The following is a 20,931-nucleotide window of genomic DNA, read 5'->3' as shown; positions in this document are numbered from 1 at the left end:
CAGCCGAAGGAAAACGGCTGCTGGAAAATGACCAACCCAAGGAGTGTTCACTCATGCGTAACAACGTTCTGTCGTACCTGCTGCTGCCGCTGTTCGCCACCCTGTCGTTCTCCCTTAGCGCGGCACCTGCCAGTGCCACGGCGGTGCCAGAGCCGGTGCCGGTTGTGGCCCAGATGCAGGCGCAAGAGGCGCCACGGCTGGACCTGAACAAGGCTGATGCACTGACCTTGCAGAAGGAGCTGAACGGCATCGGGAAGGCCAAGGCCGAGGCCATCGTGGCCTACCGTGAGGCCAATGGGCCATTCGCTTCGGTGGATGAGCTGCTGGAGATAAAAGGGATCGGGAATGCGTTGCTGGAGCGCAACCGGGATAAGGTGATGGTGGAGTAAGGGGGGCGGCAAGCGCTGCTTTGCAGCCCGTGGCGGCATAAGGCCGCTCCTGCGATCACCACTTTCGTATTCGAGTGGGTGATTTATGCAGGGGCGGCTTTTTATATCGAGAGGGCAAGGCTACTGGTAATAAAAATGCAATAAAACAATGATTTAGCCATTGCTTTTGCGGGCGTCAAAAAAATGCCCGTCATCATGGTTTTTAACCCATTGCTTTAACCTTTTACCGGTCCTGCGCATCCTTCGCATCCGCTTCGGCATTGCGCTCATGCACCTTGCGCAATTGTTCTTCGGTGAGGGGCAGTTTTTTTGCCGTGTCGCGCAGCATCATCAGGCCACCGACGATGGAGCCGAGGGCTATGATGAGGATCAGCCAGGCATACCAGGGCATTGTCGTTCTCCTTAAACGGGGGGAGCATTGCTTGTACGAAATTTGAGCAGTAGCCCGTTCCATTGGTTCAATTATAGGAGCCAGCCACCGCCGGGCCAATTCCGTGACCCGTGGGCCCCAAAGCCTGCGTCACTTCGTTTACAATGCGTGCCGTTTTCGACTTGCCAAGAGACCCTGCCCATGTCCGCCTGCCAGACGCCCCTGATCGTCGCCCTGGATTTCCCTACCCGTGAGGCCGCCCTGAAGCTGGCTGACCAGCTTGACCCTGCGCTGTGCCGGGTGAAGGTTGGCAAGGAGCTGTTCACCAGCAGCGCTTCGGGCATTGTCGAAACCCTGTGCGACAAGGGCTTCGAAGTGTTCCTGGACCTCAAGTTCCACGACATTCCCAACACCACCGCCATGGCGGTCAAGGCAGCCGCCGAGATGGGTGTATGGATGGTGAACGTGCATTGCTCCGGTGGCCTGCGCATGATGGCCGCCTGCCGTGAAGAACTGGCCAAGCGCAGCGGCCCACAGCCATTGCTGATTGGCGTGACCGTGCTGACCAGCATGGAGCGTGAAGACCTGGCCGGTATCGGCCTGGATATCGACCCGCAAGAGCAGGTGCTGCGCCTGGCGGCATTGGCGCAGAAGGCTGGCATGGACGGTTTGGTGTGCTCGGCGCTGGAGGCCCCGGCGCTGAAGGCTGCGCACCCGTCGTTGCAACTGGTGACCCCGGGTATTCGCCCAGCAGGCAGTGCGCAGGATGACCAGCGCCGTATCCTCACCCCGCGTCAGGCGCTGGATGCAGGGTCTGATTACCTGGTGATCGGCCGGCCGATCAGCCAAGCGGCAGACCCGGCGCAAGCGCTGGCTGCGGTGGTGGCGGAGATTCGCGGGTAAGTAGCCTGTGTGTCACAGAAAGGCCCGCACCTGTGTGCTGGCCTTTTTTATTGGCCGCCGACAGGGTTTGCCCCCCCTCATCGGCAGCCGCGGTCAGATTACGACGCGCACTGGCTTGAACAGCCTGAGCAAGTAGATCGGTACCCATGTCAGCAGAAACACAGCCACTGCCAGCAACGGTATCAACCACGCCAGCGAATGCCCCTCGATCAGCGGACCATAAAGGAGGCTGGCCCGGTTCATGATGAACACGTGCAAGCAGTACAGCCCCAACGTGCAACCTGACAGCTCGGCCAGCAGCTTGCTGTGCTGTACCAGTTGGCCACCCAGCGCAAGCAGCAGGCGAAAAGCAAAGATGGCGGCCAGCACCACCAACGGAGATACGTAGGAATAGAAAATCTGGTTGGGCTCGCCTTGCAGCATGGACATGGCATGCGTGGCGGCGGCGGTCAGAAGGCCGCTGATGGCGAATCCGCCCAGATTTACCCAGTTGTTGCCTGGGCCGTGCTGGCGAATCTGTTCAAACACATAAGCCCCCAGAAACGCGTAGCCCGCATACCCCATGAACGAAAACAGCTCATAGGTATGCACCATGTTGGCCAGCGCCGGGCTGAACTGTGCGGCGGTGGGCAGCAGGCAACTGATCACCAGCCACAGGCTCAGGAACACCCGCTTTTCCTGCAGCCCGCAATGTTGGTAGACCTTGGCCATGAACGGCATGAACAGGTAGATGCCGATGATCGCGTACAGGTACCAGAGGTGGTAGTAGACAGGGCCGTGGAGCATGGCCACTGCCGCTTGCCACATGCTGCCGTACCCGGTGCCCAGAGTAGTCCGCCACAGCGCATAGAACACCGACCAGAAGAGCAGCGGCGGCAGTATGCGCACAAAGCGTTTCTGGTAGAACGTGATTGCACCCTCTGCCCGGTCAAGCAGCAGGGCGCCAGACAGCATCAGGAACAGGGGGACGCAAGACCTGACCAGGGAGTTGTAGATGTTGGAGGACATCCAGTTGTCATCCAGTTGCATTGCCCCGGCTGATGCGATGTGAAGCAGTATCACCATGAAACAGGCGGCGATCCTGCAAAAGTCGAGTCCGGCATTCAAGGGATGCTGCATGGGTTGCCCACCTTATCGCTGCCCTGCGTAATGGGTGTCTGTGGATGCCTGAATGTAGGGCGGGCGGGGGAAACTGCAAGCGGCGAAAGTGCCACAACCGGGGGCTGACACCCGGTTTCAGAGCCTGCGCCGCTCCTGCAGGGGGCGGCGCAGGCTTTTCCAGCGTTAGACCTTCAGCACCAACTTGCCAAAGTTCTCCCCACTGAACAGCTTCAGCAGTGTCTCGGGGAACGTCTCCAGCCCCTCCACCACATCCTCCTTGCTCTTCACCTGCCCGCTGGCCAGCCACCCGGCAATTTCCAGCGCGGCCTTGCCGTAATCCTTGCTGTAATCCATCACAACAAAGCCTTCCATGCGCGCACGGTTCACCAGCAGCGACAGGTAGTTGGCCGGGCCTTTGACGGCCTCTTTGTTGTTGTACTGGCTGATGGCGCCGCAAATCACGATACGGGCCTTGTAGTTGATGCGGGTCAGCACGGCATCGAGGATGTCGCCGCCCACGTTGTCGAAGTACACGTCCACACCTTTGGGGCATTCACGTTTCAGGCCGGCCAGCACGTCTTCGGCTTTGTAGTCGATCACCCCGTCGAAGCCCAGTTCGTCCTTCAGGTACTGGCATTTCTGGGCGCCGCCGGCAATACCGACCACACGGCAGCCTTTGACCTTGGCGATCTGCCCGACAATGCTGCCCACCGCACCGGCCGCGCCGGAAATGACCACGGTGTCGCCGGCCTTGGGCTGGCCGACGTCCAGCAGGGCGAAATAGGCGGTCATGCCGGTCATGCCCAGTGCCGACAGGTAGCGGGGCAGGGGCGCCAGGTTGGGGTCGATCTTGTGCAGGCCCTGGGGTTCGCCGGTGAAGTAGTCCTGCACGCCAAGGGCGCCGCTTACATGGTCGCCCGGCTTGAAGGCGGGGTGGTTGGAGGCGACCACCTCACCCACGCCCAGGGCACGCATCACCTGGCCCAGGGCCACCGGCGGGATGTAAGACTTGCCTTCGTTCATCCAGCCGCGCATGGCCGGGTCCAGGGAGAGGTACAGGTTGCGCACCAGCACCTGGCCTTCGCCGGGTTGTTCGGTGGGTACGCTCTCGAAGTTGAAGTCATCACGGCGCACAGCGCCGACCGGGCGTTTGGCGAGCAGGAAACGGCGGTTGGTCTGGGTCATGGCGGGTCCTTGTGGGCTGTGGAGGGAGTCAGGCGTTCAATCTACCTTGTTAATGTAGGTAGGTCCGTAACATCACTGACAAGCATGGTAGCCCAACCGTTGGTGTGATGATGCTGCCCGGTCCTGACGTGGCTGACTATGCTCTGCATCCCAGCCAACCCTCACAGGAGCACGCGATGAGCATGACCTTTTCTGGCCAGGTGGCCCTGGTTACCGGCGCCGCCGCCGGTATCGGCCGGGCAACTGCCCTGGCTTTCGCCCGTGAGGGCCTGAAAGTGGTGGTAGCCGACCTCGACCCGGTTGGCGGCGAAGCCACCGTGGCGCTGATCCACGCGGCGGGCGGCGACGGGCTGTTCATTGCCTGCGACGTTACCCGCGACGCCGAGGTGCGTCAGTTGCATGAGCGGCTGATTGCCGCTTACGGCCGGCTGGACTACGCCTACAACAATGCCGGCATCGAGATAGAGCAAAACCGCCTGGCCGAGGGTAGCGAGGCCGAGTTCGATGCCATCATGGGCGTGAATGTGAAGGGCGTGTGGTTGTGCATGAAATACCAGCTGCCCTTGTTGCTGGCCCAGGGCGGTGGGGTAATCGTCAATACCGCTTCGGTGGCGGGATTGGGGGCGGCGCCGAAGATGAGCATTTACAGTGCCAGCAAGCATGCGGTGATTGGCCTGACCAAGTCGGCGGCCATCGAGTACGCGAAGAAGGGCATCCGCGTGAACGCCGTTTGCCCGGCAGTGATCGACACCGACATGTTCCGCCGTGCCTACGAGGCTGACCCGCGCAAGGCCGAGTTCGCCGCCGCCATGCACCCGGTGGGGCGGATCGGCAAGGTCGAGGAAATTGCCAGCGCCGTGTTGTACCTGTGCAGCGACGGCGCGGCGTTTACCACCGGACATTGCCTGACAGTGGATGGTGGGGCGACGGCGATCTGAGCCGATACTGTGCCTGGCAGCGCCGTTGATTACCATGGCGAGGCCAGCAACCTGGCTGCGTATCAATGTCGCTTACGGGCAGGATTCCCGCGTTCAGGCTTTCCTCTGGCATGCAGGGCGACCTCTGCCAAGCTGAAAACGACACGCTCATAGCTATTTGACACTATTCTGACGCCAGGCCCTTGTTCATCGGTTGGCAACGTTGCCACCCTTGGCCCTCGGGATAACCTTACACGCAGAAGGGGAGTCGGCGATGGGCGCGAGCAAGCACGGTGTGCTGGCCAACCTGGGCATGGCCCGCAAACTCGGCTTGGGCTTTGCCCTGGTGCTGGTACTTACCCTGGCAGTGGCGGCCATCGGCATTGCTGCCTTGCACAGCGTTGGCCAGCGCTTCGGCAGTTTGCGCCAGTTGGCGCAGTTCAATACCGACCTGCTGCGCTTGCGCCAGCACGAGCAGGCGTTTGCCTTGCGCTCCGACATCCAGCAGGCCGAGGCTTTGCGCAACGGCCTCCAGGGCCTTGCCGAGCGCGCCCGTGGCTTGCCGTCGCTGGCGGCGGCGCAAAGCGACCTGACAGCCTACGGCCAGGCTTTCGAGGCCTTTGTGGAGGCCGTGCAGGCCAAGGAGCTGGCACTGGACATGGCCAGCTGGTCGGTGTCCAGCGTGGCCAATAACCTCGATGTGCTGCAGGCCGGCCTGGCCGATGACGGTGTCTACACCCTCAAACAGTCCCAGGGCCAGCAGGGCGGCGAGTTTCTGGAGCAGGCTGCGCAGGTGGCGCAGGTGTCGCGGTTGATGTTGCAGGCCATGGACGAAGCACGGGTACGCCTGGAAAAAAGCCGCAAAGGCGAAGAGGGCGTAAGCCAGGAGCGTATTGCCCAGACAGTGGAGGCCGCCAGCCTGGTAGGCCAGTTGCAGGGTACGGTCAGTGATGCCGGCTACCAGAGTGTATTGGGCGAGGTGGCGGGGCACATTGGCAGCTTCTCGGAAAAACTCAACGAATACACCGACCAGCTGGCCCGTGAGCAGGGGCTCAAAGCCCAGTTGCAAGCCAGCGCCGAGCAAGTCACCGGTCGGGTCGACCAGGCTTATCTGGGCCAGGAGCAGGTGCTGCAGGGTGAGCTGCAGCGCAATGCCATAGCTATTGGCCTGGCCACGGCGTTGGCGCTGGTTGTCGGCTTGCTGGCAGCCTGGCTGATTACCCGTGCGGTCGTCGGCCCGCTCAAGCATGTGATCGCCCGTGCCCAGCGCATTGCCGCTGGCGAGTTGGGGTTCGACGCCCAGGCGCCGCGTCGCGACGAAGTGGGGCAACTGATGCAGGCCATGCAGCAGATGGCGGCGGGCCTGTCGGGTATTGTCAGTGGCTTGCAGCAAGGTATCGAACAACTGGCGGGCAATGCCCAGGCGTTGTCGGCAGTGACCGAGCAGACCAACCGCGAGGTGGGCAGCCAGAAAGAGGAAACCGAACAGGTGGCCACCGCCATGCAGCAGATGACCGCCACCGTGCACGATGTGGCACGCAATGCCGAGGAAGCGGCGCAGGCGGCCCAGGCTGCGGACGACAAGGTCGAGTCGGGGCAACAAGTGGTGCGCCAGAGCATGCAGCGCATCGAGCAGCTGGCGTCTGCGGCAGAAACGGCCAGTGCCGGTATCGACAGCCTCAGTGCCGAAATCCACACCATTGGCGATGTGCTGGAAGTGATCAAGAGTGTGGCCGAGCAGACCAACCTGCTGGCGCTCAATGCTGCCATCGAGGCCGCCCGTGCGGGTGAGCAGGGGCGTGGTTTTGCCGTGGTGGCCGATGAAGTGCGCGCGTTGGCGCGGCGTACCCGGCAGTCTACCGAGCAGATCGAGACACTGGTCGCCAGCCTGCGTGGCAACGCCCAGCAGTCGGTGGCGCAGATTCGCGGCAGTACCGAACTGGTGCGCCTGGCGGTGGCAGATGCGCTACAGACCGAGAGCGCGCTGGGCAGCATTGCGTCGGCGGTTTCGTTGATTCAGCAGATGAACCAGCAGATCGCCGCAGCGGCCGAGCAGCAGAGTTCGGTGGCGGAAGAAATCAGCCGTAGCGTGACGCAGATTCGCGGTAGCGCGGACCAGGCGGCGTTGGCGATGCAGGACAATGCTAGGTCCAGTGTGGAGCTGGCGCAGTTGGGTAAGGATTTGAAAGGGATGGTGGGGCATTTCAGGTTGTAGTGTTGGTCTTGGGATTTTTGTTGGTTCTGAAATCGAGCGCCGCCCGCGCGGCGCTCGATCTCAACCCTAACGCCAATCTACCGTCATACCCGACGCGGGTTGAGGATCATCAAGGTCACCACCCCCGCTACAATCCCCCAGAACGCCGAGCCAATCGAAAACAGTGTCAGCCCCGAAGCCGTGACCATAAAGGTGATCAACGCCGCCTCCCGCTCACGCGCCTCGCTCATGGCCACGGTCAGCCCGTTCATGATCGAACCAAACAGCGCCAAGGCGGCAATCGACAGCACCAGCTCCTTCGGCAGTGCCGCAAACAACGCCGCCAGGGTTGCGCCGAACACCCCGGCAATACCGTAGAAAATCCCGCACCACACTGCTGCTGTGTAGCGCTTGGCCGGGTCTTCATGGGCATGCGGCCCCGTGCAGATCGCCGCGCTGATCGCCGCCAGGTTGACCCCATGCGAACCGAAGGGTGCCAGTAGCAGCGAGGCAAAGCCGGTGGCCGAGATCAGTGGTGAGGCCGGCACTTGGTAGCCGTCGGCGCGCAGCACAGCCACGCCGGGCATGTTTTGCGAGGTCATCGCTACCACGAACAGCGGAATGCCAATGCTGATGGTGGCTGCCAGCGAGAAGCTCGGCGTGGTCCATACCGGTTTGGCCACTTCCAGCTGGAAGCCGCTGAAGTCGAGCAGGCCCAGGGCCCCGGATAACGCAGTGCCCACCAGCAGCGCGGCCAGCACGCAGTAGCGCGGCGACAGGCGCTTGACCAGCAGGTAGCTGAAGAACATGCCCAGCACCAGCAACGTGCGGTGCTGCGCGGCAACGAAAATTTCGCTGCCGATCTTGAACAGAATACCCGCCAGCAGCGCCGAGGCCAGCGAAGCCGGGATGCGTTTGACCAGGCGCTCGAAGCTGCCGGTCAGGCCGCAGATGAGCACCAGCACGGCGCAGGTGATGTAGGCGCCAATGGCCTCGCCATAGCTCACGCCGCCCAGGCTGGTAATCAGCAAGGCGGCACCGGGGGTGGACCAGGCGACGGTGATCGGTGTGCGGTAACGCAGTGACAGGCCGATGCTGCACACCGCCATGCCGATTGAAAGCGCCCAGATCCAGGACGAAATCTGTGCAGTGGTAAGCCCGGCTGCCTGGCCAGCCTGGAACATCAGCACCAGCGAACTGGTATAGCCGGTGAGCATGGCGATAAAGCCGGCGACGACCGCCGACGGGGAGCTGTCTGCCAGGGGCCGCAGGCGTGCGGAGGTGGCATCGGTCATGAACAAAGTCCTTGTAAAGGTGTAAGCAGTTTTTTCAGACTACAGCGCGCAAGGTTGATCCTTGCCATACAGCGGCCATTGCTTTTAGCCGTACAGTCGCCAACTATTGGGCACAAATGCGAAACTGCTTGGAAGGGGAGGGGCAATGTACAAGGTCTATGGCGACTACCAGTCGGGCAACTGCTACAAGGTCAAGCTGATGTTGAGCCTGCTGGGCCGGCCGTATGAATGGCACCCGGTGGATATCCTCAAGGGCGAGACCGAAACGCCCGAGTTTCTGGCGATGAACCCTAATGGCAAGGTGCCAGTGCTGGAGCTGGAAGATGGCAGTTACTTGTGGGAGTCCAATGCCATTCTCAACTTCCTGGCCGATGGCAGCGAGTTTCTGCCCAGCGAGCCGCGTCTACGTACCCAGGTGCTGCAGTGGCAGTTCTTCGAGCAGTACAGCCATGAGCCGTACATTGCCGTGGCCCGGTTTATCCAGTTCTACCTGGGGCTGCCGGATGAGCGCCTGGAGGAGTACCGCAAGCTGCACAAGGGCGGTTACAAGGCGCTGAAGGTGATGGAGCGGCAGTTGCAGATGACGCCGTATCTGGTGGGTGAGCAGTATTCGATTGCCGATGTGGCGCTGTATGCCTATACCCATGTGGCGCATCAGGGCGGGTTCGATCTGGCCGATTACCCGGCAGTAAGGGCCTGGCTGGAACGCGTCAGCAGCCACCCGCGGCATGTGCCGATGGTGGGCTGATCTTTAGCCTGTACCGGCCTCTTCGCGGGCCAGCCCGCGAAAGGACCAGTACAGGAAAACTACAAGCCATCAGATGGAAGCAAAGCGCTCATCCAGATAAGCAATGATGGCCTTGGATTCATACATCCAGGTCACCTTGTCGCCTTCTTCGATGCGCAGGCACGGCACTTTCACCCGGCCGCCACCCTCTTGCAGGGCCTGACGGTGCACCGGGTCGTTCTTGGCATCGCGCAGTGCCACCGGCACGTTCAGCCGGTGCAGGGTGCGGCGGGTCTTGACGCAAAACGGGCAGGCGTGGAACTGGTACAGCGCCAGGCCCTTGGCCGCTTGCTCGACGCGGGCCTGGGCGGCGGCGTCGCGTTTGCGCTTGGCCGGGCGGCTGATCCAGTCGCCGAACACGATGAGCTGGCCGAGGCCAACCCGCAGGGCTTTGACGATCATGGGCAACTCCTGAAATGAAAAAGCCGACCCGGCAGGGTCGGCTTGGGGTCAGCAGCCAATCACTTGATCAGGCTGAGGAACTCGCTGCGGGTGGCGGCGTTTTCGCGGAACTCACCCAGCATCACCGAAGTGATCATGGTCGAGTTCTGCTTCTCGACACCGCGCATCATCATGCACATGTGCTTGGCTTCGACCACCACGGCCACACCGGCGGCACCGGTTACCTGCTGCACGGCCTCGGCGATCTGGCGGCTGAGGTTTTCCTGGATCTGCAGGCGGCGGGCGTACATGTCGACGATACGCGCAACCTTGGACAGGCCCAGTACCTTGCCCTTGGGCAGGTAGGCAACGTGTGCCTTGCCGATGAACGGCAGCATGTGGTGTTCGCACATCGAATACAGCTCGATGTCCCGGACCAGCACCATTTCGCTGTTGTCAGAGCTGAACAAAGCGTTGTTGGTGACTTCTTCCAGTGTTTGCTCATAACCGCGGCAAAGGTACTTCATCGCCTTTGCAGCCCGCTTGGGCGTGTCGAGCAGGCCCTCACGGGAGACGTCCTCGCCAATCTGGCTGAGGATCTCGGTGTAGTTCTGTTCCAGGGACATGGATCTACCTGTGGGAAAAAATCGCAAAAACGAAGGGTACGGCGGTGAGGGCGGCGCTGCAAGCGCGGCGTTACTCGTCGCGGCCTTCGAGCATGGTTCGCTTTAGCATCACATACACCGCGCCGGTACCGCCGTGGCGGGCGCTGCAAGAGGCAAAACCGAGCACCTGCGGGTGCTGGCGCAGCCAGGTGTTGACGTGGCTCTTGATCATCGGACGCTTGCCGTCCAGGCGGGCAGCCTTGCCGTGGGTCACCCGCACGCAGCGCACTTCCAGCTTGGTGGCTTCGGCGATGAAGTCCCACAGGGTTTCGCGGGCCTTTTCCACGGTCATGCCGTGCAGGTCGAGGCTGCCTTCGAACGGAATTTGCCCCAGTTTCAGCTTGCGCAACTGGCCTTCCTGCACGCCGTCGCGGCGCCACATCAGCTCGTCTTCAGCGCCAACGTCGATAACGAACTGATCGGACATGCCGTCGATCACCAGAGCCTTGTCACTGCGCACTGTCGCTGCCTGGCGAAGACCAGCCAGCTGCTGGCGGTCGGCCTTGGGCTTGCCGACTTCGGCACGGTCGTGGCGGATTTGCTTTACGCCGCGCACTTCGGCCTTGAACAGGGAAAAATCGTCGTCTTGCATGATGCCTCCACGTTGGCGGCGTAGTTTACGCGACTGTGGGGCGCAGGTGATACCAAGCCATCAATCATGCTTCTTCATCAGGTGTGGCGACAGGTTCAACTCCCGCCCGCGACGCAAGCGAATACGGCTACGCCGCCAAAACCGCACACCCAGCCACAACAGCAGCAAGCCAGCCCCGGTGAGGATGCTGGACAGCGGCTTGTTGGCATTGAGTTCTTGCAGGGCAGGGTAATTGCCCAGCAGGCCGGCAACACCGGCCATGGCCAGCAGTACGCCCAAGGTCGCCAGCAGGGCCGACAGGCCGGCCGCCAGGCGGGCGCCCCAGTTACGCGGTTGGCGCGGGCGCAGGCGCTTGGCGTCGAAACTGCCTTTAAGCTTCATTCCGCTCTCCTCTGTGGATATCCGGAATTCGACCTGCTGCCGCCCATCGGGTTCCGCCCGGCTGCCGGGCGGTCGTGCCCAGCCCCTTAGATCAGGCTGGCGGTGGGGGCCACGCAAGCGAAGTTGTCGGCCATTACGGCCATTTCGCACTGGTGGATCTGTGCGGCCGGGATTACCCCGTCCTTGAAGGCCAGGTCGCGGGTTGCCGAGGCGTCTTCCACCAGGGTGCACCGGTAACCATAGTCCTTGGCGCGGCGCACGGTGGTGCTGACGCTGGAGTGGCTCATGAAACCGCAGACGATCAGGTCCAGGTGGCCGAGCTCCTGCAGGGTTTCGTGCAGTTTGGTGTTCTTGAACGCGTTAGGCATGCGCTTTTCGATGACGATTTCGCCTTCCTGGGGCTCCAGCCCCGGAATGAACTGGCCGGCCGGGCCCTGTGGGTCGAAGCGGCCACCGACAGTGCCCAAGTGGCGTACATGGATGATCGGACGGCCGCTTTTGCGCGCGGCGTCGAGCAACCTGGCGATGTTGGCCACGGCCTCGTCCATGCCCGACAGCTGCAGGGGACCACTGAGGTACTCCTTTTGCGCATCGATGATGATCAGGCTGGCGTGGCTCAGCTTGGCCGGCGGGTAGTCGCGGCCAGTGAGGCGGAACATCGTGGTTGGAACGGACATCAAGGGCTCCTTGGATAGGGCTTTTGTATACCTATTGTCCCCTGCCTTGGCGCCAATGGGAATGGTTGACAACGCAAGCGGCATGGTTACTGGCCTGTGGCTAGCCTTTGGGTGAGGCAAAGGAACAAATGTGCGGGTGGGGCTGTTAGACTTTTGTCCGGTCTGAAATAGGAGTACCCCGTGATCACATCCCGTCTGCGCACGCTGCGCGACTACATCCGCTGGGCGGTCAGCCGCTTCCACGAGCACGACCTGTTCTTCGGCCACGGTGCCGACAACGCCTGGGACGAGGCCCGCCTGCTGGTGCTGGGTGCGGTGCACCTGCCATGGGAGGTGGCCGACAGCTACCTGGACTGCATGCTCGAGGACGACGAGCGGGTACGCCTGCAGCACCTGCTCAAACGCCGCATTGAAGAGCGCGTGCCTGCCGCCTACCTGCTGGGCGAGGCCTGGTTCTGCGGCATGTCGTTCATCGTCGACGAACGGGTACTGGTACCGCGTTCACCCATTGGCGAACTGATCGAAAAACGCTTCGAACCGTGGCTGGCCAGCGAGCCTGCGCGCATTCTCGACCTGTGCACCGGCTCGGGCTGCATCGGCATCGTAGCTGCCGACGTGTTCCCCGAGGCCGAGGTGGTGCTGGCCGACCTGTCGTTCCAGGCGCTTGAGGTGGCCAACCAGAATATCGAACGCCATGGCCTCGACGGCCGCGTGTACACCGTGCAGGGTGATGGCTTTGGCGGCCTGCCGGGGCAGCGTTTCGACTTGATCCTGTCCAACCCGCCGTATGTCGATGCCGAAGACTTCGACGACATGCCGGCCGAGTACCACCACGAGCCCGAGCTGGGCCTGGCCTGCGGCAACGATGGCCTGGACCTGGTGCGGCGCATGCTGGCCGAAGCGGCAGACCATCTGACTGACAAGGGCTTGCTGATTGTCGAGGTGGGCAACAGCCAGGTGCATGTCGAGGCGCTGTACCCTGAGGTGGACTTTGCCTGGCTGGAGTTCGAGCGCGGCGGGCATGGGGTGTTCATGCTGACCGCTGAGCAGTGCCGCCAGCATCAGGAGCTGTTCAAAGCCCGGGTCTGAGCCATTTGGGGCCGCAAAGCGGCCCCAATCTCCATCGGCTCACGCGGTCTCAGCGGGTGGCGATCCAGATCAACAATCCCGCCTGAAACACCGCAAACGCCACCAGACAGGTAATGGTAAAGCGCAACCCGCCGTCTTCGCGCTGGTATTTGGCCACCCGCTCATCACGCTCGCGCAGTTGCCCTTCCTTTTCCTGCAACTGCTGGTCGGCCTGCTGCAGCAGGTTGGCGGCATCCAGAATCTCCACTCGCTGCAGTCGCTCGCTGCTCCAGGCGGCTTTGAGCTGGCCCACGGTCATGTCCACGGTACGGCCCTTCAAATGCTGGCTGTCCTCGTACTCCACCTCGATACCCACCCCGCGCAAGCAGTGGTCACGGCGCAGGCGCGAGTCCTCGTTCAACGCATCCTTGCTCGGCAGCGCCATGCCCTCCACCCGATAGTGCGACCACTTGCGCTGCAGCCACTGCACGGCCTGGGCCAGCATGAAGCGGCCGATACCACGGTTCACCGGTTCAAGTTGCAGGCCATGTTCATTGCCGATACGTACCAGGCGCTCGGCATGGTCGACGCGGATGTCCAGGCGGTTCTGCTCTTTGTGCACTTTCTGCCCGGGCAGCTGGATTTCCATGCGCAACAGGCTGTGTGCCTTGTCGTGGCGTTCGGCATAGCCGAACTGCACAAAGCGCAGCGGCCGCGCGCCGGTGCTGCGGTCTGTGGGCAGGGCTGCCAGGCGCAGTAGCTGGAAATGTTCGGCGGCAAGGTCGGCCCAAGGCAGGGCGGCGCTTGGCTGGGGCTCTTCGGCCGGCTCTTCGGCGGCGGGGGCGATTGTCATCAGGGCAAGTCCTCGGCTATGCCTGCTGTATCGGCAGGCTTGCCAAGGACCTGAGCCCGATTACGTTACGCGGAAGGCAAATGCTGGATGAACGTCACAATCCGCTCACCCAGCTCGTGTGCCAGCGGTAGTTCTGGGTTGAGGTAGCTGTCGCGCTGCTGGCTCATGCTTTTGGGGCTGATGCGCAGCATGTGGTTCATGCCGTCGATCAGCACCAGCTGCGCATCCGGCTTGGCTGCCTTCAGCCGTTCGGCATCGGCCACATCCACCTGCACATCGTTGCGCCCTTGCACGATCAAGGCGGGCATGGGCAGGCGGGCAAAGGCGGCTGCCGGGTTTTGCTGAAACAGCGAAATCAGATACGGCTGCACGCTGGGGCGGAACACCTGGCGCAGCGGCGCGGGCACTTCCAGGCTGGTCTGCCCGGCTTGCAGGCGATCGAGTAGGGCGCTGCCCCCGGCCAGTTGCGCTGGTGGCAGGCGACGGGCCAGCTGTTCGCGCAGGACTTCGGCCAGCGGTCGCCCACTGCCGGCCAGGGTGATCACCGCACTGGCACCTGCCTGCTCGGCGGCCAGGCTGGCGATCAGCGCGCCTTCGCTGTGGCCTACGAGGATCAGCTGGCCGAAGCGGGGGTCGGCTTTCAGCTTGTGGCTCCAGGCGACCACATCCGCTACATAGCGCTCCACGCTGAGGTCGCGCTCGTCAGGCGTGGCCGGCTGGCTGGCGGCCACCCCGCGTTTGTCGTAGCGCACGCTGGCGATGTGCTCGTTGGCCAGCAGCAGGGCCAGGCGCTTGAGGTTGTCGACCCGGCCCGACGCCGGGTTGTTGCCATCGCGGTCGGTGGGGCCGGAGCCGGCGATGATCAGCACCACAGGCGGCGGCGTGGCCTGTTGCGGCAACAGCAGGCTGCCGTGCAGCACGCCCTGGCCGGTGTCCAGGTCGATGGGGCGTTGCAGCACGGTGGGGGCGGCGGCCTGGGCCAGGCTGGTGCACAGCAGGAAGAGCAGGGCGACGAGGCGCGACATCATGCAGTACTACATGGGGAGATGCAGCTTTGACCTAATGTTCGTGGGAAGGTTCTCTGGCAGTGCAAGGCTGGCTCGGCCTCTTCGCGGCCCAGCCAGCGAAGAGGCCAGCACAGGCGAGCAAACCATCTGTATACTGCCGCTTTCGTTCACCTCAGGCAGAACTCGCGGAGCGTCCATGTCCGGCAATACCTACGGCAAGCTGTTCACTGTCACCACCGCTGGCGAAAGCCATGGCCCGGCGTTGGTCGCCATTGTCGATGGATGCCCGCCGGGCCTGGAGATTTCCCTGGCCGATCTGCAGCACGACCTCGACCGGCGCAAGCCCGGCACCAGCCGGCACACCACGCAGCGTCAGGAAGCCGACGAGGTGGAAATCCTCTCTGGCGTGTTCGAAGGCCGTACCACGGGCTGTTCGATCGGCCTGCTGATTCGCAACACTGACCAGAAGTCCAAGGACTACTCGGCCATCAAGGACCTGTTCCGCCCGGCCCACGCCGACTACACCTACCATCACAAGTACGGCATCCGCGACTACCGTGGTGGTGGCCGCAGCTCGGCCCGCGAAACCGCCATGCGCGTGGCTGCCGGTGCCATTGCCAAGAAATACCTGGCCACCCAGGGCATTACCGTGCGTGGCTACATGAGCCAGCTGGGCCCGATCGAAATCCCGTTCAAGACCTGGGAATCGGTGGAGCAGAACGCTTTCTTCAGCCCCGACCCGGACAAGGTACCGGAGCTCGAGGCCTACATGGACCAGCTGCGCCGGGACCAGGATTCGGTGGGTGCCAAGATCACCGTGGTGGCCGAAGGCGTGATGCCGGGTCTGGGCGAACCGATCTTCGACCGTCTGGACGCAGAACTGGCCCACGCGCTGATGAGCATCAACGCGGTCAAGGGCGTGGAAATTGGTGCCGGCTTTGCCAGCGTTGCCCAGCGTGGTACCGAACACCGTGACGAGTTGACCCCGGAAGGCTTCCTCAGCAACAACGCCGGCGGCATCCTGGGTGGCATTTCCTCGGGCCAGCCGATCGTTGCTCACCTGGCGCTGAAACCGACCTCCAGCATCACCACCCCGGGCCGTTCGATCGACATCGACGGCAACCCGGTGGACGTCATCACCAAAGGCCGCCACGACCCGTGCGTGGGCATCCGCGCTACGCCGATCGCCGAGGCGATGATGGCCATCGCGCTGATGGACCACCTGCTGCGTCACCGTGCGCAGAATGCTGATGTAAAAGTGAATACCCCGGTGCTGGGCCAGCTCTGATTCACTTGCACCTGCCTCTTCGCGGGCACCCCCGCGAAGAGGCAGGTGCATGTAACAACATGATTGGCTGAACCCATGCCCCCGATCCCCTACTGGCGCCTGTCCAGCTTCTATCTCTTCTACTTCGCTCTGCTAGGCTCCACCGCCCCCTTCCTGGCGCTGTACTTCGACCACCTGGGCTTCTCCCCGGCACGCATCGGCGAGCTGGTGGCCATCCCCATGCTGATGCGCTGCGTTGCCCCCAACCTGTGGGGCTGGCTGGGCGACCGCACCGGGCAGCGCCTGCTCATCGTGCGCCTGGGGGCGTTGTGCACCCTGGCCACCTTCGCCCTGATCTTCTTCGGCAAAAGTTACGCGTGGCTGGCGCTGGTAATGGCCTTGCACGCGTTCTTCTGGCACGCGGTACTGCCCCAGTTCGAGGTCATTACCCTGGCCCACCTGCACGGGCAAACGTCCCGCTACAGCCAGGTGCGCCTGTGGGGCTCGATCGGCTTCATCCTGACCGTGGTCGGCCTGGGCCGCCTGTTCGAATGGCTGAGCCTGGACATCTACCCGGTGGCGTTGGTCACCATCATGGCCGGCATTGTCGCCGCGAGCCTGTGGGTACCCAATGCCCAGCCGGTGGAGCAAGGTGAGCGCAGCAGCGCCGGTGGCTTTTTGCAGCAGCTGCGTGCCCCCGGGGTGGTCGCGTTCTACGCTTGCGTGGCGCTGATGCAGCTCAGCCATGGGCCTTACTACACGTTTCTGACCCTTCACCTGGAGCACCTGGGCTACAGCCGTGGTGCCATCGGCTTGCTGTGGGCGCTGGGGGTGGTGGCCGAAGTGCTGATGTTCATGGTCATGAGCCGCCTGTTCGCCCGCTTCAGCGTGCAGCGGGTGTTGCTGGCCAGTTTCCTGCTGGCGGCCGTACGCTGGCTGTTGCTGGGCAACCTGGCAGGTGAGCCTGCCGTATTGATCTTTGCCCAGTTGCTGCATGCGGCCACTTTTGGCTGCTTCCATGCCGCCAGCATCGCCTTCGTGCAGGCCAGCTTCGGCGCTCGCCAACAAGGCCAGGGCCAGGCGCTGTATGCGGCACTGTCGGGTACCGGGGGCGCATTGGGGGCGTTGTATTCGGGCTACAGCTGGAAACTGCTGGGCCCCACCTTCACCTTTGGTATGGCCAGTGCCGCAGCCTTGGCCGCAGCCGTTATCATTGCCCTTTGTTCGCAACCGACCAGGACCCGCCCCTGATGAGCATTCTCAGTGTTTTCCACCCCGCCAGCCCGGAACTGCCGAACAAGGTGCTGACGCACCACGACGATATCGTCGCCACCCTGGCCGAGCAGGGCGTGCGTTTTGTGCACGCCGGGCATGGCTTGCGGGTGCGCCCTGGTACGGCTGAAGGCGAGGTGCTGGACGCATGCCGTGAGCATCTGGATCAGTTGATGACGGCGCATGGCAGCAAGGCATTCGTGCTGTTGAACCGCGACGGTGAAGACCCGGCGCAGGTCGATGTGCGCGATGAACATGTGCATGACGCCGAAGAGGTATTTGCCGTAGTCAGCGGCCGTGCGCAGGTTGGCCTGCGTTTGGGCGATCAGGTGTATTCGGTGCTGTGCGAGAAGGGTGACCAGTTGGTGGTGCCGGCGGGGACGCGGCGCTGGGTGGAGCTGGGGGGGACGCCGTTTTGCCTGGCGCTGCGGTTGTATGGCAGCGAGCGGGGTGCGCAGGCGCGGTTTACCGGGGATGTGACTGCGCGGGTGTTTCTGGGGATTGACGAGTTGTAGTTGCTTTGCCGGTCTCTTCGCGGGCTTGCCCGCGAAGAGACCGGCAAAGCAACACAAACCTCAGCGGTAGGTCGGCAGGGCAAACCGCTGCTGGCTCTGCAACATCGAAATCACCGGCAATTCGCTAGCCTGTTCAGCCAGGTCACGGCGAATGGCACTGATCGCCCATGACAGCTGCTCGGCACTGTGCAGTTGCGCATAGGTCAGCACTCGGCGGGTAACCTTGCCATCGGCTGCGCGCAGGGTCAGCAGCACGCCGCCATCGGGACGGGCCTGGGTATTGACCTGATAAGCAGAAAATACCGAGACGAACTTTTGCTGGATGAGGTCCATATCAACTCCTGGCTGTGGTGTGGCAGACATGAGTAGATATTTGCAGCGACCGTGCCAGGTCTGAGTTTCATAAAAAATCCAGTAAAATCAGGGTTTTACGGATACTCTACGAAGGTGTCGCCGTGCAGGTTGCATGGTCATGCATTTTGCACAGTGCATTTTGCACGAGTCAGGCATTGCCTATCGGCCCCATAGAAACTGAACCTTTGACCGCACTGGCGTGCCTGACAAACACTTGGGCAATCATTTATGCCAGGAGGTTCCGATGACCCGCCAGACCGCCCCCGCCACCATGACCGACGACGAAACCGCCGCATTCGCCGAGCAGGTATTCGAACGTGCCCGCCAGGGCGATGCCGAAATGCTTGAGCGCCTGCTTGCCAGCGGCCTGCCGGCCAACCTGCGCAACCATAAGGGCGATACCCTGCTGATGCTGGCCAGCTACCACGGCCACCACGAAGCAGTGCGCGTGCTGCTGGCCCACGGTGCCGACCCGTTGATTGCCAACGACAACGGCCAGCTGCCTATCGCCGGGGCCGCCTTCAAGGGGGACCTGGCGATGATCCGGTTGTTGCTTGAGCACGGCGTCCCTGTGGACGCCGCTGCGCAGGACGGGCGCACGGCGTTGATGCTGGCGGCCATGTTCAATCGCAGCGAGATCCTCGACTACCTGCTGGCCCAAGGCGCCGACCCGGCGCGCCAGGATGCCCGTGGCGCCACTGCGCTGATGGCGGCGCAAACCATGGGGGCCGTAGACGCCGCCGCCCGCCTGCAAACGCTGGCCGGCTAACCACCTGGGGACATTTGCGGCTATCCTTGGCGACTTTTCACCCGTCGCAGGCCCCCTTTCATGAAAACTCAGTTGCTCGAATTCATCAGCCTCATTGGCGCTGGCTGCATGCGCGAGGCCGACATCGAGCGCATCGCCGACGAGGCCGCCCAGGCCTATGCCGACCCGGCTGCTTTCCTGGTTGCCAACCCCGATATCAACTACGACGACACGTTCCCGATCCCGCTGGGTGAATGGGTTGTGCTGGGCAGCCTGCCGGACACCGTGGTATTCCAGGCCGACAGCTACCAGGACCTGTTCCAGCAGATCAGCGACTCCTTCGACAACAGTGTGCCGTTCACCCTCAAGTCCAAGCAGCTGGCCCGTACCGAGCCACTGACCGCGCTCAACCGCATTCAGGTGCAGATGGGGGCGTTGAACAAAGAGGCTGGGGGTTATGTGCTGCTGAACTTCAGCCAGTTGCTGGATGACGAGCTGCAGATGGTGATGGTGGGGCAGAACGACCTGGCGCGGGTGCTGGAGTTGGGGGCAGAGGTGGGTATCAAGGTCGAGCCGGCTTTGGAAGCCCTGAAGGTCGCCGTCCACATTTGAGTTCGCCTATGGCCTCTTCGCAGGCGAGCCCGCGAAGAAGCCAGTACAGGCAACGTGAAACTTCAGCCCAACGCCGTATCCAGAAACATCATCACCGCAAACCCACCCATCAACCCCAGGGTCGCCGCCGTCTGGTGCCCGTTGCGGTGGGTTTCCGGGATCACTTCGTGGCTGACCACAAAGATCATCGCCCCCGCCGCCAGCCCCATGCTGATTGGATAGGCGAGGGCAAAGCCTGTGGAAATCCCCAGCCCGATCACCGCCCCCAGTGGCTCCATCAGCCCCGAACCTACAGCCACCAGCGCCGCCTTCAGGCTCGACAACCCGGTGGCACGCAGGGCGAGGGCCACGGCCAGCCCCTCAGGGATGTCCTGAATGGCAATAGCGCTGGTCAGCGGCAAGCCGATGCTCATGTCGCCATTGGCGAAGCTCACACCAATGGCCATGCCTTCAGGCAGGTTGTGCAGGGTGATCGCCAGCACGAACAGCCACACCCGGCTGATGCGCTCGGCTTCGGGGCCGCAGGGGCCGGTGCTTTCATGCTCGTGCGGGGTGAAGCGGTCCAGGCCCAGCATCAACAGCACGCCCAACCCCATGCCCAGCACCACGGTAAAGGCCGCAGCCGGGCCGTTGCCGGTAATTTCACGCGCGGCATCCAGGCCCGGCAGAATCAGCGAAAACGAACTGGCCGCCAGCATCATGCCGGCGGCAAAGCCCAGCATTACGTCCTGGGTGCGGGCGCTGACATCGCGCAGCACCACCGCCAGCACAGCGCCCAGAGCGGTAGCCCCAAAGCCGGACAATCCGCCCAACACGGCCAGGTGCAGGTTGTCGGCGTGGTCGCCGTTTACCGCGTTCCACACGCTGGCGCCCAGCAGCACGACCACCGCCAGCAGGCTAAGACCGAGGCCGGCGCTGAGCCAGGGGGTGTTCACGGCCTGCTGGCGCCAGGCGTTCAGCAGTGAGGGTGGGGTGGCGCTTTGCGTATGGGCGGAGGGCATACGAACCTCGAATCAATGAATACAGGCAGTCTACTCAGAGACCTGCGCCAGCCGCCAAGGATTCGCTTCTATCGGCGCGATAGCTGACTATGCTGTGCAGCAAAGCCTTTTGACAGGAGTTTTAGCATGGGGTCGACATTCAATAGCCTGGTAGGGCTGATCATTCTGGCGCTGGATATCTGGGCCATCCTCAATGTGATCAAGAGTGGCAGCGAGGTGGGCATCAAAGTGTTGTGGATCTTGCTGATCGCTTTGCTGCCGGTGGTGGGCCTGGTGATTTGGGCCATCGCGGGGCCGCGGGGGAATGTGCGCATCTGAAAGGCCGGCACAGACAAAACCCGCAACACCCCAGTGACAAAATTTTCACATTGGTTTAAACAGAATCCGCACCCGCACA

Annotated in this window: 25 protein-coding genes and 1 pseudogene; 13 read left to right on the top strand and 13 right to left on the bottom strand. The window is 62.8% G+C overall.

All coding sequences use genetic code 11. From position 1 onward, the window contains the following. Positions 1-53: 53 nt before the first annotated feature. A complete protein-coding gene (locus tag B9A31_RS09155) occupies positions 54-389 on the top strand; it encodes a ComEA family DNA-binding protein (protein ID WP_025754748.1) in 336 nt (111 codons plus the stop codon). A 223-nt stretch (positions 390-612) separates the two neighbouring features. Here the strand turns inward: B9A31_RS09155 and B9A31_RS09150 are convergent, their stop codons facing one another. After that, positions 613-780 (bottom strand): DUF2897 family protein, encoded by a 168-nt coding sequence (locus B9A31_RS09150; RefSeq protein ID WP_003252762.1) that lies wholly within the window; start codon positions 778-780, stop codon positions 613-615. Positions 781-960: 180 nt separating this feature from the next. Between B9A31_RS09150 and pyrF the strand changes: the two genes are divergently transcribed. Continuing rightward, entirely contained in the window at positions 961-1,662 is a 702-nt protein-coding gene (pyrF, locus tag B9A31_RS09145; RefSeq protein ID WP_019096946.1) for an orotidine-5'-phosphate decarboxylase, read from the top strand. Positions 1,663-1,755: 93 nt separating this feature from the next. Here pyrF and B9A31_RS09140 read toward each other — a convergent pair whose 3' ends face one another. Then, entirely contained in the window at positions 1,756-2,781 is a 1,026-nt protein-coding gene (locus tag B9A31_RS09140) for an acyltransferase (RefSeq protein WP_081717269.1), read from the bottom strand. 165 nt (positions 2,782-2,946) lie between these two features. Then, a complete protein-coding gene (locus B9A31_RS09135) occupies positions 2,947-3,948 on the bottom strand; it encodes an NADP-dependent oxidoreductase (RefSeq protein WP_019096945.1) in 1,002 nt (333 codons plus the stop codon). Between the two features lie 176 nt (positions 3,949-4,124). Between B9A31_RS09135 and B9A31_RS09130 the strand changes: the two genes are divergently transcribed. The 3 genes and pseudogenes from B9A31_RS09130 (at position 4,125) to B9A31_RS27710 (ending at position 7,080) form a co-directional block, all read left to right on the top strand. Continuing rightward, positions 4,125-4,886 carry an SDR family oxidoreductase gene (locus B9A31_RS09130; protein ID WP_016715057.1) on the top strand — a complete coding sequence of 254 codons (762 nt, stop codon included), beginning with the start codon at positions 4,125-4,127 and terminating at the stop codon, positions 4,884-4,886. A 253-nt stretch (positions 4,887-5,139) separates the two neighbouring features. Then, positions 5,140-6,171, top strand: a pseudogene (locus B9A31_RS27715) (methyl-accepting chemotaxis protein); the annotation flags it as partial. A gap of 27 nt (positions 6,172-6,198) precedes the next feature. Beyond that, a complete protein-coding gene (locus B9A31_RS27710) occupies positions 6,199-7,080 on the top strand; it encodes a methyl-accepting chemotaxis protein (RefSeq protein WP_371257726.1) in 882 nt (293 codons plus the stop codon). A gap of 83 nt (positions 7,081-7,163) precedes the next feature. Here the strand turns inward: B9A31_RS27710 and B9A31_RS09120 are convergent, their stop codons facing one another. After that, positions 7,164-8,354, bottom strand: coding sequence for a benzoate/H(+) symporter BenE family transporter (locus tag B9A31_RS09120; RefSeq protein WP_016715059.1), 1,191 nt, complete (start codon positions 8,352-8,354; stop codon positions 7,164-7,166). Positions 8,355-8,499: 145 nt separating this feature from the next. Here B9A31_RS09120 and B9A31_RS09115 point away from each other — a divergent pair, with 145 nt between their 5' ends. Continuing rightward, positions 8,500-9,102 (top strand): glutathione S-transferase family protein, encoded by a 603-nt coding sequence (locus tag B9A31_RS09115; RefSeq protein ID WP_016715060.1) that lies wholly within the window; start codon positions 8,500-8,502, stop codon positions 9,100-9,102. 69 nt (positions 9,103-9,171) lie between these two features. On the opposite strand, the gene B9A31_RS09110 is transcribed toward B9A31_RS09115, so the two are convergent. From B9A31_RS09110 to B9A31_RS09090, 5 genes are all read right to left on the bottom strand, one after another. Then, complete coding sequence (locus B9A31_RS09110; RefSeq protein WP_027615882.1) at positions 9,172-9,543, bottom strand: glutaredoxin family protein; 372 nt, start codon at positions 9,541-9,543, stop codon at positions 9,172-9,174. 59 nt (positions 9,544-9,602) lie between these two features. Next, on the bottom strand, positions 9,603-10,148 hold the full coding sequence (folE, locus tag B9A31_RS09105) for a GTP cyclohydrolase I FolE (protein ID WP_012271077.1): 546 nt from the start codon (positions 10,146-10,148) through the stop codon (positions 9,603-9,605). Between the two features lie 70 nt (positions 10,149-10,218). Continuing rightward, positions 10,219-10,779: a Smr/MutS family protein gene (locus B9A31_RS09100; protein WP_016715062.1), complete on the bottom strand. Its 561-nt coding sequence runs from the start codon at positions 10,777-10,779 to the stop codon at positions 10,219-10,221. Positions 10,780-10,839: 60 nt separating this feature from the next. Then, positions 10,840-11,160, bottom strand: a complete 321-nt coding sequence (locus B9A31_RS09095) for a hypothetical protein (RefSeq protein ID WP_016715063.1) — start codon at positions 11,158-11,160, stop codon at positions 10,840-10,842. A gap of 86 nt (positions 11,161-11,246) precedes the next feature. Continuing rightward, entirely contained in the window at positions 11,247-11,837 is a 591-nt protein-coding gene (locus B9A31_RS09090; RefSeq protein WP_016715064.1) for a cysteine hydrolase family protein, read from the bottom strand. Between the two features lie 180 nt (positions 11,838-12,017). Here B9A31_RS09090 and prmB point away from each other — a divergent pair, with 180 nt between their 5' ends. Continuing rightward, complete coding sequence (gene prmB, locus B9A31_RS09085; protein WP_016715065.1) at positions 12,018-12,926, top strand: 50S ribosomal protein L3 N(5)-glutamine methyltransferase; 909 nt, start codon at positions 12,018-12,020, stop codon at positions 12,924-12,926. 49 nt (positions 12,927-12,975) lie between these two features. Here prmB and B9A31_RS09080 read toward each other — a convergent pair whose 3' ends face one another. Together B9A31_RS09080 and B9A31_RS09075 are read right to left on the bottom strand one after the other, a co-directional pair. Continuing rightward, positions 12,976-13,758 carry a hypothetical protein gene (locus tag B9A31_RS09080; RefSeq protein ID WP_019096942.1) on the bottom strand — a complete coding sequence of 261 codons (783 nt, stop codon included), beginning with the start codon at positions 13,756-13,758 and terminating at the stop codon, positions 12,976-12,978. A 65-nt stretch (positions 13,759-13,823) separates the two neighbouring features. Continuing rightward, the gene (locus B9A31_RS09075; RefSeq protein ID WP_016715067.1) at positions 13,824-14,786 is read right to left on the bottom strand and encodes an alpha/beta hydrolase; all 963 of its coding nucleotides are present in this window, start codon (positions 14,784-14,786) and stop codon (positions 13,824-13,826) included. A 175-nt stretch (positions 14,787-14,961) separates the two neighbouring features. Here B9A31_RS09075 and aroC point away from each other — a divergent pair, with 175 nt between their 5' ends. The 3 genes from aroC to B9A31_RS09060 all read left to right on the top strand — a co-directional run bounded on the left by aroC (position 14,962) and on the right by B9A31_RS09060 (position 17,819). After that, complete coding sequence (aroC, locus tag B9A31_RS09070) at positions 14,962-16,053, top strand: chorismate synthase (protein WP_016715068.1); 1,092 nt, start codon at positions 14,962-14,964, stop codon at positions 16,051-16,053. A gap of 75 nt (positions 16,054-16,128) precedes the next feature. Beyond that, positions 16,129-17,283, top strand: coding sequence for an MFS transporter (locus B9A31_RS09065; RefSeq protein ID WP_027609492.1), 1,155 nt, complete (start codon positions 16,129-16,131; stop codon positions 17,281-17,283). After that, a complete protein-coding gene (locus B9A31_RS09060) occupies positions 17,283-17,819 on the top strand; it encodes an oxidase (protein ID WP_027609493.1) in 537 nt (178 codons plus the stop codon). Before B9A31_RS09065 ends, B9A31_RS09060 begins: the two co-directional genes overlap by 1 nt. A 60-nt stretch (positions 17,820-17,879) precedes the next feature. On the opposite strand, the gene B9A31_RS09055 is transcribed toward B9A31_RS09060, so the two are convergent. Then, complete coding sequence (locus B9A31_RS09055; protein ID WP_016715071.1) at positions 17,880-18,152, bottom strand: DUF3509 domain-containing protein; 273 nt, start codon at positions 18,150-18,152, stop codon at positions 17,880-17,882. Between the two features lie 265 nt (positions 18,153-18,417). Between B9A31_RS09055 and B9A31_RS09045 the strand changes: the two genes are divergently transcribed. Continuing rightward, positions 18,418-18,942, top strand: coding sequence for an ankyrin repeat domain-containing protein (locus B9A31_RS09045; protein WP_027609494.1), 525 nt, complete (start codon positions 18,418-18,420; stop codon positions 18,940-18,942). 60 nt (positions 18,943-19,002) lie between these two features. Then, entirely contained in the window at positions 19,003-19,533 is a 531-nt protein-coding gene (locus B9A31_RS09040) for a hypothetical protein (RefSeq protein WP_027609495.1), read from the top strand. Positions 19,534-19,595: 62 nt separating this feature from the next. On the opposite strand, the gene B9A31_RS09035 is transcribed toward B9A31_RS09040, so the two are convergent. Further along, positions 19,596-20,534, bottom strand: a complete 939-nt coding sequence (locus tag B9A31_RS09035) for a ZIP family metal transporter (RefSeq protein WP_019096936.1) — start codon at positions 20,532-20,534, stop codon at positions 19,596-19,598. A 126-nt stretch (positions 20,535-20,660) separates the two neighbouring features. Between B9A31_RS09035 and B9A31_RS09030 the strand changes: the two genes are divergently transcribed. Next, on the top strand, positions 20,661-20,852 hold the full coding sequence (locus tag B9A31_RS09030; RefSeq protein ID WP_012271091.1) for a PLDc N-terminal domain-containing protein: 192 nt from the start codon (positions 20,661-20,663) through the stop codon (positions 20,850-20,852). Positions 20,853-20,931 lie beyond the last annotated feature (79 nt).

This window comes from Pseudomonas sp. URIL14HWK12:I5 (assembly GCF_900176445.1).
Taxonomy (GTDB): Bacteria; Pseudomonadota; Gammaproteobacteria; order Pseudomonadales; family Pseudomonadaceae; genus Aquipseudomonas; species Aquipseudomonas monteilii.
The sequence above is the reverse complement of the archived record's forward strand: the minus strand, read 5'-3'. Positions and strand labels throughout refer to the sequence as shown.